Origin of the sequence: Streptomyces sp. NPDC001750 (assembly GCF_042892615.1) — a bacterium.
Classification (GTDB): domain Bacteria; phylum Actinomycetota; class Actinomycetes; order Streptomycetales; family Streptomycetaceae; genus Streptomyces.
The window spans coordinates 485,698-502,172 of record NZ_JBIAUE010000001.1 but is presented as its reverse complement, the minus strand read 5'-3'; the positions used below and the strand labels follow the sequence as shown (position 1 = coordinate 502,172).

Genomic DNA, 16,475 nt, shown 5'->3' with positions numbered 1-16,475 from the left:
GAGAGTCGAACGAGGGGTGGAAACGGTCATGAGGACCAGTACTGTGCGACGGGTGGGCCTGGCGGTGGCGGTGGCGGCGGCGCTGACGTCCGTCACATCCTGCAGCGGCGCCGAGAAGTTCGACCCGATCGCCGCGCTGCGCCAGGTGCAGAAGAAGACGGGTGGGGTCAACTCGGCGAAGGTCGAGGGAACCACCGAGATGGGCACTCTCATGTCCATGAAGCAGACCGGCGCCGTCGACTGGTCCGACGGCCTGACGGGCACCATGCAGATCACCTACACCGGCGGCAGCATGGCGGACGCCATGAAGCAGAGCGGTGGCAGCGGCGCGATGGAGGCCCGCTACTACAAGGACGGCTACGCCGTGAACATGGGCGACGGCTTCGCCCAGCAGTCCGGCGGCAAGCGCTGGATCAGCTACGAATACGCCGACCTCGCCAAGCTCGCGGGCGCCTCCGGCGAGGCGATGAAGCAGCAGATGCAGAACGCCACGCCCAACCAGGGCGTGCAGTCCCTGCTGGCCTCCGGCGACGTGAAGAAGGTCGGCGAGGAGGACGTGCGCGGGGTCCGCACCACGCACTACGCCGGCACCCTCGACGTCGCCGGGCTGACCGAGAAGAACTCCGCGCTCGACGCCGCCCAGCTCACCGAGCTGAAGAAGCAGCTGGACGAGGTGGGGATAACCACGGAGCAGGTCGACATCTGGGTCGACGAGAACGACCTCCTGGTCAAGAAGACCGAGCGCGCCAAGATGAAGACCGGCGAGATGAACTCGACCGTCTACTACAGCGACTACGGCACGAAGGTCTCCGTGGAGAAGCCGTCGGCCGGCGACACGGTCAAGTTCACCGACCTCATGAAGCAGCAGCAGAAGACCGGCGCCCCCACGGGCTGAGGCCGCGTGCCGTCGCGGCAGCGGACGGATTTGCCCGACGCGACACCGGTCGCGTACTCTCACCCAGAAGCCAAAGACCGCTGGTCGTCGCCGTGCCCTCGTAGAAGGGAACGGCGACCGAAGGATCCGTCGAGTACGGGCGACCCGCGCAGGTGACTGTGGAGAGCTCCCGGATTCCTTTCGGTCGAGCTACGCCCTGGCGCCTGCGCCGGGGCGTTCGTCTTTCCCGGTCCCTTCTGAGCGGTCCTCATCACCCGGAAGGAGGCCGACGCTCATGGCAAGGCCCGACAAGGCTGCCGCGGTAGCCGAGCTGACGGACCAGTTCCGCAGCTCGAACGCCGCCGTGCTGACCGAGTACCGGGGTCTCACCGTGGCCCAGCTCAAGCAGCTGCGCCGTTCGCTCGGTGAGAACGCCCAGTACGCCGTGGTGAAGAACACGCTGACCAAGATTGCGGCCAACGAGGCCGGGATCGACTCGCTCGACGACCTTTTCGCGGGTCCGACGGCGGTTGCCTTCATCACCGGTGACCCGGTGGAGTCGGCGAAGGGTCTTCGTGACTTCGCCAAGGACAACCCCAACCTCGTCATCAAGGGCGGTGTCCTTGATGGCAAGGCGCTGTCCGCCGATGAGATCAAGAAGCTCGCGGACCTCGAGTCCCGCGAGGTTCTGCTCAGCAAGCTGGCCGGTGCCTTCAAGGGCAAGCAGTCCCAGACTGCCTCGCTCTTCCAGGCTCTGCCGTCGAAGCTCGTCCGCACCGTGGACGCGCTGCGCGCCAAGCAGGCCGAGCAGGGCGGTGCCGAGTAATTCGGCTCGCGCAGTGATCGCTGCTCCGGTGGAGCGGCGGTCGTAGCGGGCCTGTACGCCCGCCTCACATGTACATCCGGCACCAGCCGAATTAGTGGAAGGACGCCATCATGGCGAAGCTCAGCCAGGAAGACCTGCTCGCGCAGTTCGAGGAGATGACCCTCATCGAGCTCTCCGAGTTCGTGAAGGCCTTCGAGGACAAGTTCGACGTCACCGCCGCCGCCGCCGTGGCCGCCGTCGCCGCCCCGGGCGCCCCGGGTGCCCCGGCCGAGGCCGCCGAGGAGAAGGACGAGTTCGACGTCATCCTCACCGGCGCCGGCGACAAGAAGATCCAGGTCATCAAGGTCGTGCGTGAGCTGACCTCGCTGGGTCTGAAGGAGGCCAAGGACCTCGTCGACGGCACCCCGAAGCCGGTCCTCGAGAAGGTCAACAAGGAGGCCGCCGACAAGGCCGCCGAGGCCCTCAAGGGCGCCGGCGCCGCTGTCGAGGTCAAGTGACCTCAGGAGTCGGCCGACTCCTTTCGCCGCCCGTGCCGTACGGCACGGAGGTCGCGTGACGAAGGGCGATCACCCATCGGGGTGGTCGCCCTTCGTCGTACCCGGGGCCGCTGCCTTGCTCTTCCTGCGGCGACGAGTATGGTGATCATCGCCGTTGCCTCTCGGGGGACGGCCGTCCGGCGTCGGCCGCTGTCGGGGCGCGGCCCCTGGCAGGGGGCCTTGACGAACCGGACGCGGCGCGCGATTCTCAGGACGCGTCAGCACATCGATCCGAATCCGAGGCATGGATCGTGGCCGAAGTGGGCAGTAAAGAAGAGCGCAGCACGCGCAGGACCAATAGGTGTTGAGAACAACTGGTGCGAGCAACGTGGGTCTCTGAGAACCCTCACTGGACATCAGTGTGCCGTTTGGCTACACTGTCCCTTTGCGCTGCCTGTTAGCTGCCCCCTGCCCGTCACCAGGGGCATGCCCACGCTTGAGCACCGACGATCACACGTCTCTGACCTGGCCTTTTCTGGCCGGAGTCAGGAACCGACCGTCTCGGCGTCCAGCTTGGGACCGGTACGCGCGTAGTGAGTCCGAGCCCTCGGAAGGACCCCCTCTTGGCCGCCTCGCGCAACGCCTCGACCGCGAATACGAACAACGGTGCCAGCACCGCCCCGCTGCGCATCTCCTTTGCAAAGATCAAGGAGCCCCTCGAGGTTCCGAACCTCCTCGCGCTGCAGACCGAGAGCTTCGACTGGCTCCTCGGCAATGCCGCCTGGAAGGCTCGCGTCGAGGCTGCTCTGGACAGTGGACAAGACGTCCCCACCAAGTCCGGACTGGAGGAAATCTTCGAGGAGATCTCCCCGATCGAGGACTTCTCCGGGTCGATGTCGCTCACGTTCCGCGACCACCGCTTCGAGCCCCCGAAGAACTCGATTGACGAGTGCAAGGAGCGCGACTTCACGTACGCCGCCCCGCTCTTCGTCACGGCGGAGTTCACCAACAACGAGACCGGTGAGATCAAGTCCCAGACGGTCTTCATGGGCGACTTCCCGCTCATGACGAACAAGGGCACCTTCGTCATCAACGGCACCGAGCGTGTCGTCGTGTCGCAGCTGGTCCGTTCGCCGGGTGTCTACTTCGACTCCTCCATCGACAAGACGTCCGACAAGGACATCTTCTCCGCCAAGATCATCCCGTCCCGGGGTGCCTGGCTGGAGATGGAGATCGACAAGCGCGACATGGTCGGTGTCCGTATCGACCGCAAGCGCAAGCAGTCCGTCACCGTCCTGCTGAAGGCGCTCGGCTGGACCACCGAGCAGATCCTTCAGGAGTTCGGCGAGTACGAGTCCATGCGCGCCACCCTGGAGAAGGACCACACCCAGGGCCAGGACGACGCGCTGCTCGACATCTACCGCAAGCTCCGTCCGGGCGAGCCGCCGACGCGCGAGGCCGCCCAGACGCTGCTGGAGAACCTCTACTTCAACCCGAAGCGCTACGACCTCGCGAAGGTCGGCCGCTACAAGGTCAACAAGAAGCTCGGCGCCGACGAGCCGCTGGACGCCGGCGTGCTGACCACCGACGACGTCATCGCGACCATCAAGTACCTGGTCAAGCTGCACGCCGGTGAGACCGAGACGGTCGGCGAGTCCGGCCGCACGATCGTCGTCGAGACCGACGACATCGACCACTTCGGCAACCGCCGTCTGCGCAATGTCGGCGAGCTCATCCAGAACCAGGTCCGTACGGGTCTCGCCCGTATGGAGCGCGTCGTGCGCGAGCGCATGACGACCCAGGACGTCGAGGCGATCACGCCCCAGACCCTGATCAACATCCGGCCGGTCGTCGCCTCCATCAAGGAGTTCTTCGGCACCAGCCAGCTGTCCCAGTTCATGGACCAGAACAACCCGCTGTCCGGGCTGACGCACAAGCGTCGTCTGTCCGCGCTCGGCCCGGGTGGTCTCTCCCGTGAGCGGGCCGGCTTCGAGGTCCGTGACGTGCACCCGTCCCACTACGGACGCATGTGCCCCATCGAGACCCCCGAAGGCCCGAACATCGGTCTGATCGGTTCGCTCGCCTCGTACGGCCGCGTCAACGCGTTCGGCTTCATCGAGACGCCGTACCGCAAGGTCGTCGACGGCCAGGTCACCGACGAGGTCGACTACATCACCGCCGACGAGGAGGACCGCTTCGTCATCGCCCAGGCGAACGCGCCCCTCTCCGAGGAGCTGCGCTTCGTCGAGCCCCGCGTCCTGGTCCGCCGCCGCGGTGGCGAGGTCGACTACGTGTCCGCCGCGGACGTCGACTACATGGACGTCTCCCCGCGCCAGATGGTGTCCGTCGCCACCGCGATGATCCCCTTCCTGGAGCACGACGACGCCAACCGCGCCCTCATGGGGGCGAACATGATGCGGCAGGCGGTGCCGCTGATCAAGTCCGAGGCGCCGCTCGTCGGCACCGGCATGGAGTACCGCTGCGCCACCGACGCCGGTGACGTGCTGAAGGCCGAGAAGGACGGTGTGGTCCAGGAGGTCTCCGCGGACTACATCACCGTGACGAACGACGACGGCACGTACACCACGTACCGCATCGCCAAGTTCATGCGCTCCAACCAGGGCACCTCGGTCAACCAGAAGGTCATCGTCTCCGAGGGCGACCGGGTCGTCGCCGACCAGGTCCTCGCCGACGGTCCGGCCACCGAGAACGGCGAGATGGCCCTGGGCAAGAACCTGCTCGTGGCGTTCATGCCGTGGGAGGGTCACAACTACGAGGACGCGATCATCCTGTCGCAGCGCCTCGTGCAGGACGACGTCCTCTCCTCGATCCACATCGAGGAGCACGAGGTCGACGCCCGTGACACCAAGCTCGGCCCCGAGGAGATCACCCGGGACATCCCGAACGTCTCCGAGGAGGTCCTCGCCGACCTCGACGAGCGCGGCATCATCCGCATCGGTGCCGAGGTCGTCGCCGGCGACATCCTCGTCGGCAAGGTCACGCCCAAGGGCGAGACCGAGCTGACCCCCGAGGAGCGCCTGCTCCGCGCGATCTTCGGTGAGAAGGCGCGCGAGGTCCGCGACACCTCGCTGAAGGTCCCCCACGGCGAGATCGGCAAGGTCATCGGCGTCCGCGTCTTCGACCGCGAGGAGGGCGACGAGCTGCCGCCCGGCGTGAACCAGCTGGTCCGCGTCTACGTCGCGCAGAAGCGCAAGATCACCGACGGTGACAAGCTCGCCGGCCGTCACGGCAACAAGGGCGTCATCTCGAAGATCCTGCCGATCGAGGACATGCCGTTCCTGGAGGACGGCACCCCCGTCGACATCATCCTCAACCCGCTGGGTGTCCCGTCCCGAATGAACCCGGGACAGGTCCTGGAGATCCACCTCGGCTGGCTCGCCAGCCGCGGCTGGGACGTCTCCGGCCTCGCCGACGACTGGGCCAAGCGCCTCCAGACGATCGGCGCCGACCGGGTCGCCCCCGGCACCAACGTCGCCACCCCCGTCTTCGACGGTGCGCGCGAGGACGAGATCTCCGGCCTCTTCGAGGCCACGATCCCGAACCGCGACGGCGACCGCCTGGTGCAGCCCTCCGGCAAGGCCAAGCTGTTCGACGGCCGCTCCGGCGAGCCGTTCCCGGACCCGGTCTCGGTCGGCTACATGTACATCCTCAAGCTGCACCACCTCGTCGACGACAAGCTGCACGCGCGTTCGACGGGTCCGTACTCGATGATCACCCAGCAGCCGCTGGGTGGTAAGGCGCAGTTCGGTGGTCAGCGCTTCGGTGAGATGGAGGTGTGGGCCCTTGAGGCATACGGCGCCGCATACGCCCTCCAGGAGCTCCTGACGATCAAGTCCGACGACGTGACCGGCCGCGTGAAGGTCTACGAGGCCATCGTCAAGGGCGAGAACATCCCCGAGCCCGGCATCCCCGAGTCCTTCAAGGTGCTCATCAAGGAAATGCAGTCGCTCTGCCTCAACGTGGAGGTGCTGTCCTCGGACGGCATGTCCATCGAGATGCGCGACACGGACGAGGACGTCTTCCGCGCGGCGGAGGAGCTCGGTATCGACCTGTCCCGGCGCGAGCCGAGCAGCGTCGAAGAGGTCTGACGGGTTGGCCGGCCGGATCCTCGTGATCCGGCCGGCTCTCCCCGGACCCGTTCAGACCATTGCTGAAGTGCCCCATATTTCTCGCCTGACGCGAGGGGGCTCGAACCCCCGAAAGAGGGATTGACGACAAGTGCTCGACGTCAACTTCTTCGACGAGCTGCGGATCGGCCTCGCCACCGCGGACGACATCCGGACCTGGTCGCACGGCGAAGTGAAGAAGCCGGAGACCATCAACTACCGCACGCTCAAGCCCGAAAAGGACGGACTCTTCTGCGAGAAGATCTTCGGTCCGACCCGGGACTGGGAGTGCTACTGCGGCAAGTACAAGCGTGTCCGCTTCAAGGGCATCATCTGTGAGCGCTGTGGCGTCGAGGTCACGCGCGCCAAGGTGCGCCGTGAGCGCATGGGTCACATCGAGCTCGCCGCTCCCGTCACCCACATCTGGTACTTCAAGGGCGTCCCGTCGCGCCTGGGCTACCTGCTCGACCTGGCGCCGAAGGACCTGGAGAAGGTCATCTACTTCGCCGCGTACATGATCACGTACGTGGACGAGGAGCGGCGTACCCGCGACCTTCCCTCGCTGGAGGCGCACGTCTCCGTCGAGCGCCAGCAGATCGAGAACCGCCGCGATGCCGACCTGGAGGCCCGCGCCAAGAAGCTCGAGACCGACCTGGCCGAGCTGGAGGCCGAGGGCGCCAAGGCCGACGTGCGCCGCAAGGTGCGCGAGGGCGCCGAGCGCGAGATGAAGCAGCTGCGCGACCGCGCGCAGCGCGAGATCGACCGCCTCGACGAGGTGTGGAACCGCTTCAAGAACCTCAAGGTCCAGGACCTGGAGGGCGACGAGCTGCTCTACCGCGAGCTGCGTGACCGCTTCGGCACGTACTTCGACGGCTGCATGGGCGCCGCCGCCCTGCAGAAGCGGCTGGAGTCCTTCGACCTGGAGGAGGAGGCCGAGAAGCTCCGCGAGATCATCCGCACCGGCAAGGGCCAGAAGAAGACCCGCGCGCTCAAGCGCCTCAAGGTCGTCTCCGCGTTCCTGCAGACCAGCAACAAGCCCAAGGGCATGGTGCTCGACTGCGTGCCGGTCATCCCGCCGGACCTGCGTCCGATGGTGCAGCTGGACGGTGGCCGCTTCGCGACCTCCGACCTGAACGACCTGTACCGCCGTGTGATCAACCGCAACAACCGTCTGAAGCGGCTCCTGGACCTCGGTGCCCCGGAGATCATCGTCAACAACGAGAAGCGCATGCTTCAGGAGGCTGTTGACGCCCTCTTCGACAACGGTCGTCGCGGCCGCCCGGTGACGGGCCCCGGCAACCGCCCGCTGAAGTCCCTCAGCGACATGCTGAAGGGCAAGCAGGGTCGTTTCCGTCAGAACCTGCTCGGCAAGCGTGTCGACTACTCGGCGCGTTCCGTGATCGTCGTCGGCCCGCAGCTGAAGCTGCACCAGTGCGGTCTGCCGAAGGCCATGGCGCTGGAGCTGTTCAAGCCGTTCGTGATGAAGCGCCTGGTCGACCTGAACCACGCGCAGAACATCAAGTCGGCCAAGCGCATGGTCGAGCGCGGTCGCACCGTGGTGTACGACGTCCTCGAAGAGGTCATCGCCGAGCACCCGGTGCTGCTGAACCGTGCGCCCACGCTGCACCGCCTCGGCATCCAGGCCTTCGAGCCGCAGCTGGTCGAGGGCAAGGCCATCCAGATCCACCCGCTCGTCTGCACCGCTTTCAACGCGGACTTCGACGGTGACCAGATGGCCGTCCACCTGCCGCTCTCCGCGGAGGCGCAGGCCGAGGCCCGCATCCTGATGCTGTCCTCGAACAACATCCTGAAGCCGGCCGACGGCCGTCCCGTCACCATGCCGACCCAGGACATGGTGCTGGGCCTGTTCTTCCTCACCACGGACGAGGAGGAGCGCAACGTCGTCGGACAGGGCCGTTCCTTCGGCTCCACGGCCGAGGCGATCATGGCCTTCGACGCCCGCGAGCTGTCGCTCCAGGCGAAGGTCGACATCCGCTTCCCGGTGGGCACCATCCCGCCGCGCGGCTGGGTGCCGCCGGTCGCCGAGGAAGCGGGCGACGGCGTCGGCGAGCGTGAGTACCAGCAGGGCGACTCGTTCCGGCTGCGTACGTCCCTGGGCCGCGCGCTCTTCAACGAGCTGCTGCCCGAGGACTACCCGTTCGTCGACTACTCGGTCGGCAAGAAGCAGCTCTCCGAGATCGTCAACGACCTCGCCGAGCGCTACCCCAAGGTCATCGTGGCGGCGACGCTCGACAACCTGAAGGCGGCGGGCTTCTACTGGGCGACCCGTTCCGGTGTCACCGTGGCCATCTCCGACGTCGTGGTCCCCGAGGCCAAGAAGGCGATCGTCGCGGGCTACGAGGCGCAGGACGAGAAGGTCCAGAAGCAGTACGAGCGCGGTCTGATCACCAAGGACGAGCGCACGCAGGAACTCATCGCGATCTGGACCAAGGCGACCAACGAGGTTGCCGAGGCCATGAACGAGAACTTCCCCAAGACCAACCCCATCTTCATGATGGTCGACTCGGGTGCCCGAGGAAACATGATGCAGATGAGGCAGATCGCCGGTATGCGCGGTCTGGTGTCGAACGCGAAGAACGAGACGATCCCGCGTCCCATCAAGGCGTCCTTCCGCGAGGGCCTGTCCGTGCTGGAGTACTTCATCTCCACGCACGGTGCCCGTAAGGGTCTGGCGGACACCGCCCTGCGTACCGCCGACTCGGGTTACCTGACCCGTCGTCTGGTGGACGTCTCGCAGGACGTGATCATCCGCGAGGAGGACTGCGGCACCGACCGCGGCCTGAAGCTGCGGATCGCCGAGAAGGGCGCCGACGGCGTGCTCCGCAAGGCGGAGGACGTCGAGACCTCGGTCTACGCCCGCATGCTCGCCGAGGACGTCGTCGTCGACGGCAAGGTCATCGCACCGGCCAACGTCGACCTCGGTGACGTCCTGATCGACGCGCTGGTCGCCGCCGGCGTCGAGACGGTCAAGACCCGCTCGGTCCTGACCTGCGAGTCCGCGGTCGGCACCTGTGCCTTCTGCTACGGACGCTCGCTCGCCACCGGCAAGCTGGTCGACATCGGTGAGGCGGTCGGCATCATCGCCGCCCAGTCCATCGGTGAGCCCGGTACCCAGCTGACGATGCGTACCTTCCACACCGGTGGTGTGGCCGGTGACGACATCACCCAGGGTCTGCCGCGTGTCGTCGAGCTCTTCGAGGCCCGTACGCCCAAGGGTGTCGCCCCGATCTCGGAGGCGGCCGGCCGCGTCCGTATCGAGGAGACCGAGAAGACCAAGAAGATCGTCGTCACCCCGGACGACGGCAGCGACGAGACGGCCTACCCGATCTCGAAGCGCGCCCGTCTGCTGGTGGGCGAGGGCGACCACGTCGAGGTGGGCCAGAAGCTCACCGTGGGTGCCACCAACCCGCACGACGTGCTGCGCATCCTCGGCCAGCGCGCGGTCCAGGTCCACCTGGTCGGCGAGGTCCAGAAGGTCTACAACTCGCAGGGTGTGTCGATCCACGACAAGCACATCGAGATCATCATCCGGCAGATGCTGCGCCGCGTGACGATCATCGAGTCCGGCGACGCGGAGCTGCTGCCGGGCGAGCTCGTCGAGCGCTCGAAGTTCGAGACCGAGAACCGTCGTGTGGTCACCGAGGGCGGTCACCCCGCCTCTGGCCGTCCGCAGCTGATGGGTATCACCAAGGCCTCGCTGGCGACGGAGTCCTGGCTGTCGGCCGCCTCCTTCCAGGAGACGACCCGAGTCCTGACGGACGCGGCGATCAACGCCAAGTCCGACAGCCTCATCGGCCTCAAGGAGAACGTCATCATCGGTAAGCTCATCCCGGCCGGTACGGGCCTGTCCCGCTACCGCAACATCCGGGTCGAGCCGACCGAGGAGGCCAAGGCCGCGATGTACTCGGCCGTCGGCTACGACGACATCGACTACTCGCCGTTCGGCACGGGCTCCGGCCAGGCCGTTCCGCTGGAGGACTACGACTACGGTCCGTACAACCAGTAAGGCGTACGTCTGATCCGATGCCTGATCCGGAGGGCGGTCACCCCGTGGGGGTGGCCGCCCTCCGGCGTGTCGTGCGGGTTCGGTGAAACGGTGATCGGGGCGCGGACGTCGCGATAAAGTCCGGGATTTGATCAACGAGATCCTGTGGGCAGACCTTGGGGGCGGCGTGGAAACGGCACGGGTGTTCTTCGGATTGTCGGCGGCCTTGTCGATGCCGTGGGGGACGGGCTGGCAACGCACCCGGCCATGGCTGGCCGTCTCCTTCGTGACGTTGTACGGCGTGTACGTCATCGCTCCGTACATGGACGAGGCGAAGGCGTGGTGGGCCTTCGCGATCGCCGTCCTGCTCGTGGGTGGCTCGGCCCTCATGCACCACTCGGCCGGGTCGTGGTCGCCGGGCTTCTCACTGACCCTGCCCCTGAGCAGTGATGCCTCAATGGCGGCGAGGCGGGTCGGCGTGGTCCTCATGGCCCTAGCGGCGGTTCTGGCGCTGTGGACGGCCGGGAGAAAGACGGCCACGTTGAGCGGGGAGTTCCTGCTCAGCGACCGGGCGGCGATCTTTCTGTCCGCACTTCTCCTGGCGGTGTTCGGCGGTGGGGCTCTGAGCAGGGCGGCCACGGCCCCGGTGTGCGCGGAGGTCGAGTCGATGCCGGACGGCCCGGAGAAGACCAAGGCGCTGGATTTCATGAGCGGAAGCAAGAACATCGGCTTGCTGGAGCGCGGGCTTCTCTTCGTCTTCATCGCCGCCGGCCAGCCCGAAGCCGCAGCTCTTGTGCTGGCCGCCAAGTCACTGGCCAGGGTCCCTACGAACGACCACGGTAAACACGCCTCCGAATATTTCCTCATCGGTACACTGGCCAGTGTCATCGCGTCCTTGGTGATGGGAATGGCCGCTCGTTCAGCAGTGGGACTGTCCGTCCTCTAGAAGGAGAGGCACTTGGACCTCACCAAGCACCCACTCGTCCGGAGGCTGCTGTCCCTCGGCCTGGCCCACAAGGATTACGTGGTCGCGGGGAGCGGACCGCTTCTGGCCCATGGGATCAGGGAGAACGTGGGCGACCTGGACATCGTGGCAAGAGGGGCGGCCTGGAAGGCCGTCGCCGATCTGGCCGAACCGGTTCCGGCGCCGTCCGGGCACGGACGCATGGTGCGGCTCTTCGACGGATCCCTGGAATTCTTCGACTCCTGGCTGCCCGGATCATCGAGTCCGGACTCCCTCATCGAGAGAGCGGAATTCATCTGCGGGATACCGTTCTGCCCCCTTCCGGAGGTACTCGCATGGAAGGGAAGATCCACTCGGCAGAAGGATCGGGACGATCTTCTGCTGATTCGGAACCACCTCGAGCGGAATGGGATGAACCAGACACAAGGCGGTTGAGCCCGGTGGTCGGCGCCTTTCGAGGAAAGCATGGCCCCGGTTCGGCCGGCTGAAGAACCCCGGCGTGTCGGTGTGAGACGCATTTGTTTTGACCGGAGTCGACGAGGTAGGTACGCTCAGACCTTGTGCCTGGGGTGTGCCTGGGCTCGTGTGCGTGTCTTCAGCCGCATGGCGAGTTCCTCTACGGCCGCCGCAATCTGCGCCAGTCCTGCCTTGCGGCAGTGGCCTGCAGGATTCGACACACCCGACCGCGTGGGTCGGTGACGTTCCAGGTTAGTTTCACGAACGGCACACAGAAACCGGAGAAGTAGTGCCTACGATCCAGCAGCTGGTCCGCAAGGGCCGGCAGGACAAGGTCGAAAAGAACAAGACGCCCGCACTCGAGGGTTCGCCCCAGCGCCGCGGCGTCTGCACGCGTGTGTTCACGACCACCCCGAAGAAGCCGAACTCGGCGCTCCGTAAGGTCGCGCGTGTGCGTCTGACCTCCGGTATCGAGGTCACGGCCTACATCCCGGGTGAGGGACACAACCTGCAGGAGCACTCCATCGTGCTCGTGCGTGGTGGCCGTGTGAAGGACCTGCCGGGTGTTCGCTACAAGATCATCCGCGGCTCGCTCGACACCCAGGGTGTCAAGAACCGCAAGCAGGCCCGCAGCCGCTACGGCGCCAAGAAGGAGAAGTAAGAATGCCTCGTAAGGGCCCCGCCCCGAAGCGCCCGGTCATCATCGACCCGGTCTACAACTCTCCTCTTGTCACCTCGCTGATCAACAAGATCCTGCTCGACGGCAAGCGTTCCACCGCTGAGCGGATCGTGTACGGCGCCATGGAGGGCCTCCGCGAGAAGACCGGCAACGACCCGGTCATCACGCTGAAGCGCGCGCTCGAGAACGTCAAGCCGTCGCTGGAGGTCAAGTCCCGCCGCGTCGGTGGTGCCACCTACCAGGTGCCGATCGAGGTCAAGCCCGGCCGTGCCTCCACGCTCGCGCTGCGCTGGCTCGTGGGTTACTCCCGCGCCCGCCGCGAGAAGACCATGACCGAGCGCCTCATGAACGAGCTGCTCGACGCGTCCAACGGTCTTGGCGCTGCCGTCAAGAAGCGTGAGGACACCCACAAGATGGCCGAGTCCAACAAGGCCTTCGCGCACTACCGCTGGTAGTCGCTACCCACATCGAGACCGAGAGAAGACTGAGCCTTATGGCCACCACTTCGCTTGACCTGGCCAAGGTCCGCAACATCGGGATCATGGCCCACATCGACGCGGGCAAGACGACCACCACCGAGCGGATCCTGTTCTACACCGGCGTTTCGTACAAGATCGGCGAGACCCATGAGGGTTCCGCCACGATGGACTGGATGGAGCAGGAGCAGGAGCGCGGCATCACCATCACGTCCGCCGCGACGACCTGCCACTGGCCGCTCGAGGATGTTGACCACACGATCAACATCATCGACACCCCGGGCCACGTCGACTTCACCGTCGAGGTGGAGCGTTCGCTCCGCGTCCTCGACGGCGCCGTCACCGTGTTCGACGGTGTGGCGGGCGTCGAGCCGCAGTCCGAGACCGTATGGCGTCAGGCGGACCGCTACGGCGTTCCGCGCATCTGCTTCGTCAACAAGCTCGACCGCACCGGCGCCGACTTCCTGCGCTGCGTCGGCATGATCACGGACCGCCTCGGCGCGACCCCGATCGTGATGCAGCTGCCGATCGGTGCCGAGGCCGACTTCACCGGTGTCGTCGACCTCGTGACGATGAAGGCGTTCGTCTACCCCGTGGAAGCGACCAAGGGCGAGGCGTACAACATCGTCGACATCCCGGCCGAGCTGGCCGAGGCCGCCGACGAGTGGCGCGGCAAGCTCCTCGAGTCGGTCGCGGAGAACGACGAAGAGGTCATGGAGCTGTACCTGGAGGGCCAGGAGCCCACCGCGGAGCAGCTCTACGCCGCGATCCGTCGCATCACGATCAACTCCGGCAAGGGCGGCGAGACGACCGTCACCCCGGTGTTCTGCGGCACCGCGTTCAAGAACAAGGGCGTCCAGCCCCTGCTCGACGCCGTCGTGCGCTTCCTGCCCTCCCCCCTGGACGTCGAGGCCATCGAGGGCCACGACGTCAAGGACCCCGAGGTCGTCGTCAAGCGCAAGCCGTCCGACGACGAGCCGCTCGCGGCGCTGGCGTTCAAGATCATGAGCGACCCGCACCTCGGCAAGCTCACCTTCGTCCGGGTCTACTCGGGCCGCCTGGATTCCGGCACCTCGGTGCTGAACTCCGTCAAGGGCAAGAAGGAGCGCATCGGGAAGATCTACCGCATGCACGCGAACAAGCGTGAGGAGATCGACTCGGTGGGCGCCGGCGACATCATCGCCGTCATGGGCCTGAAGCAGACCACCACCGGTGAGACGCTCTGCGACGACAAGTCGCCGGTGATCCTGGAGTCCATGGACTTCCCGGCACCGGTCATTCAGGTCGCCATCGAGCCCAAGTCCAAGGGTGACCAGGAGAAGCTGGGTGTCGCCATCCAGCGCCTCTCCGAGGAGGACCCGTCCTTCCAGGTGCACTCCGACGAGGAGACCGGCCAGACCATCATCGGTGGTATGGGCGAGCTGCACCTCGAAGTGCTCGTCGACCGCATGAAGCGCGAGTTCCGCGTCGAGGCGAACGTCGGCAAGCCGCAGGTCGCGTACCGCGAGACGATCCGCAAGGCCGTCGAGCGCGTCGACTACACCCACAAGAAGCAGACCGGTGGTACCGGTCAGTTCGCCAAGGTGCAGATCGCGATCGAGCCCATCGAGGGCGGCGAGGCCTCGTACGAGTTCGTCAACAAGGTCACCGGTGGCCGCATCCCCAAGGAGTACATCCCCTCGGTGGACGCGGGTGCGCAGGAAGCCATGCAGTTCGGCATCCTGGCCGGCTACGAGATGACGGGCGTCCGCGTCATTCTTCTCGACGGTGGCTACCACGAGGTCGACTCCTCCGAGCTGGCCTTCAAGATCGCCGGTTCGCAGGCCTTCAAGGAGGCCGCGCGCAAGGCGTCCCCCGTGCTCCTCGAGCCGATGATGGCCGTCGAGGTCACCACGCCCGAGGACTACATGGGCGATGTCATCGGTGACATCAACTCCCGCCGTGGCCAGATCCAGGCCATGGAGGAGCGCAGCGGCGCTCGCGTCGTGAAGGGCCTCGTGCCCCTTTCGGAGATGTTCGGCTACGTCGGAGACCTCCGCAGCAAGACCTCGGGTCGCGCAAGCTACTCGATGCAGTTCGACTCCTACGCCGAGGTTCCGCGGAACGTCGCCGAGGAGATCATCGCGAAGGCCAAGGGCGAGTAACTCTCCCGAGCTCACGCTTTAGGCTTGTCACCGGAGCCTGGTGGGGCGTCCGGCGCGGAGCACCAGCGACGCGTCGGACGCCCCCGGCCCCGGCATCCCAGCAAAGATCACCCTGGCGCCGATGAAGCAAGGCGTACAGAACCACTCCACAGGAGGACCCAGTGGCGAAGGCGAAGTTCGAGCGGACTAAGCCGCACGTCAACATCGGCACCATCGGTCACATCGACCACGGTAAGACGACCCTCACGGCCGCCATTACCAAGGTGCTGCACGACGCGTACCCGGACCTGAACGAGGCCTCGGCCTTCGACCAGATCGACAAGGCTCCTGAGGAGCGCCAGCGCGGTATCACCATCTCCATCGCGCACGTCGAGTACCAGACGGAGTCGCGTCACTACGCGCACGTCGACTGCCCGGGTCACGCCGACTACATCAAGAACATGATCACCGGTGCCGCGCAGATGGACGGCGCCATCCTCGTGGTCGCCGCCACCGACGGCCCGATGCCGCAGACCAAGGAGCACGTGCTCCTGGCCCGCCAGGTCGGCGTTCCGTACATCGTCGTCGCCCTGAACAAGGCCGACATGGTGGACGACGAGGAGATCCTGGAGCTCGTCGAGCTCGAGGTTCGTGAGCTCCTCTCCGAGTACGAGTTCCCGGGCGACGAGGTTCCGGTCGTCAAGGTCTCCGCGCTCAAGGCCCTTGAGGGCGACAAGGAGTGGGGCCAGTCCGTCCTCGAGCTGATGAAGGCCGTCGACGAGGCGATCCCGCAGCCCGAGCGTGACGTCGACAAGCCGTTCCTGATGCCGATCGAGGACGTCTTCACGATCACCGGTCGTGGCACGGTCGTCACCGGTCGTATCGAGCGCGGTGTCCTCAAGGTCAACGAGACCGTCGACATCGTCGGTATCCGTCCGGAGAAGACCACCACGACGGTCACCGGCATCGAGATGTTCCGCAAGCTGCTCGACGAGGGCCAGGCCGGTGAGAACGTCGGTCTGCTCCTCCGTGGCATCAAGCGCGAGGACGTCGAGCGCGGCCAGGTCATCATCAAGCCCGGTTCGGTCACGCCGCACACCGAGTTCGAGGCCCAGGCCTACATCCTGTCGAAGGACGAGGGTGGCCGCCACACCCCGTTCTTCAACAACTACCGCCCGCAGTTCTACTTCCGTACCACGGACGTGACCGGCGTCGTGACCCTCCCCGAGGGCACCGAGATGGTCATGCCGGGCGACAACACCGTCATGTCGGTCCAGCTGATCCAGCCGGTCGCCATGGAGGAGGGCCTGAAGTTCGCCATCCGTGAGGGTGGCCGGACCGTGGGCGCCGGCCAGGTCACCAAGATCGTCAAGTAAGTACCTGTGTACTTGACCGTCTGACCTGGTTGCTCCGCACAGAGCACCAAGAAGGGCCCCGTCCCGCCGTGAAAGCGGTGGGACGGGGCCCT

11 protein-coding genes are annotated in these 16,475 nt (G+C 66.2%); all 11 read left to right on the top strand.

The window, feature by feature from the left end; translation table 11 throughout:
• Positions 1–28: 28 nt before the first annotated feature.
• The 11 genes from ACFYY6_RS02230 (at position 29) to tuf (ending at position 16,383) form a co-directional block, all read left to right on the top strand.
• Complete coding sequence (locus ACFYY6_RS02230; RefSeq protein WP_351521131.1) at positions 29–895, top strand: hypothetical protein; 867 nt, start codon at positions 29–31, stop codon at positions 893–895.
• Positions 896–1,169: 274 nt separating this feature from the next.
• Positions 1,170–1,700 (top strand): 50S ribosomal protein L10, encoded by a 531-nt coding sequence (gene rplJ, locus ACFYY6_RS02225; protein ID WP_073786754.1) that lies wholly within the window; start codon positions 1,170–1,172, stop codon positions 1,698–1,700.
• A 110-nt stretch (positions 1,701–1,810) separates the two neighbouring features.
• A complete protein-coding gene (rplL, locus tag ACFYY6_RS02220; RefSeq protein WP_351627593.1) occupies positions 1,811–2,197 on the top strand; it encodes a 50S ribosomal protein L7/L12 in 387 nt (128 codons plus the stop codon).
• Between the two features lie 602 nt (positions 2,198–2,799).
• Positions 2,800–6,285 carry a DNA-directed RNA polymerase subunit beta gene (gene rpoB, locus ACFYY6_RS02215; protein ID WP_351521133.1) on the top strand — a complete coding sequence of 1,162 codons (3,486 nt, stop codon included), beginning with the start codon at positions 2,800–2,802 and terminating at the stop codon, positions 6,283–6,285.
• A gap of 130 nt (positions 6,286–6,415) precedes the next feature.
• Positions 6,416–10,330 (top strand): DNA-directed RNA polymerase subunit beta', encoded by a 3,915-nt coding sequence (locus ACFYY6_RS02210; RefSeq protein ID WP_351521134.1) that lies wholly within the window; start codon positions 6,416–6,418, stop codon positions 10,328–10,330.
• 127 nt (positions 10,331–10,457) lie between these two features.
• Positions 10,458–11,255 carry a hypothetical protein gene (locus ACFYY6_RS02205; protein WP_351521135.1) on the top strand — a complete coding sequence of 266 codons (798 nt, stop codon included), beginning with the start codon at positions 10,458–10,460 and terminating at the stop codon, positions 11,253–11,255.
• Positions 11,256–11,267: 12 nt separating this feature from the next.
• Positions 11,268–11,708 carry a hypothetical protein gene (locus tag ACFYY6_RS02200; protein WP_351521136.1) on the top strand — a complete coding sequence of 147 codons (441 nt, stop codon included), beginning with the start codon at positions 11,268–11,270 and terminating at the stop codon, positions 11,706–11,708.
• Between the two features lie 310 nt (positions 11,709–12,018).
• Complete coding sequence (rpsL, locus tag ACFYY6_RS02195) at positions 12,019–12,390, top strand: 30S ribosomal protein S12 (protein ID WP_003948652.1); 372 nt, start codon at positions 12,019–12,021, stop codon at positions 12,388–12,390.
• A gap of 2 nt (positions 12,391–12,392) precedes the next feature.
• Positions 12,393–12,863, top strand: a complete 471-nt coding sequence (rpsG, locus tag ACFYY6_RS02190; protein ID WP_072485550.1) for a 30S ribosomal protein S7 — start codon at positions 12,393–12,395, stop codon at positions 12,861–12,863.
• 38 nt (positions 12,864–12,901) lie between these two features.
• Positions 12,902–15,028: an elongation factor G gene (gene fusA, locus ACFYY6_RS02185; RefSeq protein ID WP_351521138.1), complete on the top strand. Its 2,127-nt coding sequence runs from the start codon at positions 12,902–12,904 to the stop codon at positions 15,026–15,028.
• Between the two features lie 161 nt (positions 15,029–15,189).
• On the top strand, positions 15,190–16,383 hold the full coding sequence (gene tuf, locus ACFYY6_RS02180) for an elongation factor Tu (RefSeq protein WP_351521140.1): 1,194 nt from the start codon (positions 15,190–15,192) through the stop codon (positions 16,381–16,383).
• The last annotated feature ends 92 nt before the right edge of the window (positions 16,384–16,475 follow it).

What these genes read in the sequence shown, in the direction of transcription:
- fusA (WP_351521138.1), top strand. Translation starts at nt 12,902, where the DNA reads ATGGCCACCACTTCGCTTGACCTGGCCAAGGTCCGCAACATCGGGATC.
- ACFYY6_RS02230 (WP_351521131.1), top strand. Translation starts at nt 29, where the DNA reads ATGAGGACCAGTACTGTGCGACGGGTGGGCCTGGCGGTGGCGGTGGCG.
- rplL (WP_351627593.1), top strand. Translation starts at nt 1,811, where the DNA reads ATGGCGAAGCTCAGCCAGGAAGACCTGCTCGCGCAGTTCGAGGAGATG.
- rplJ (WP_073786754.1), top strand. Translation starts at nt 1,170, where the DNA reads ATGGCAAGGCCCGACAAGGCTGCCGCGGTAGCCGAGCTGACGGACCAG.
- rpsG (WP_072485550.1), top strand. Translation starts at nt 12,393, where the DNA reads ATGCCTCGTAAGGGCCCCGCCCCGAAGCGCCCGGTCATCATCGACCCG.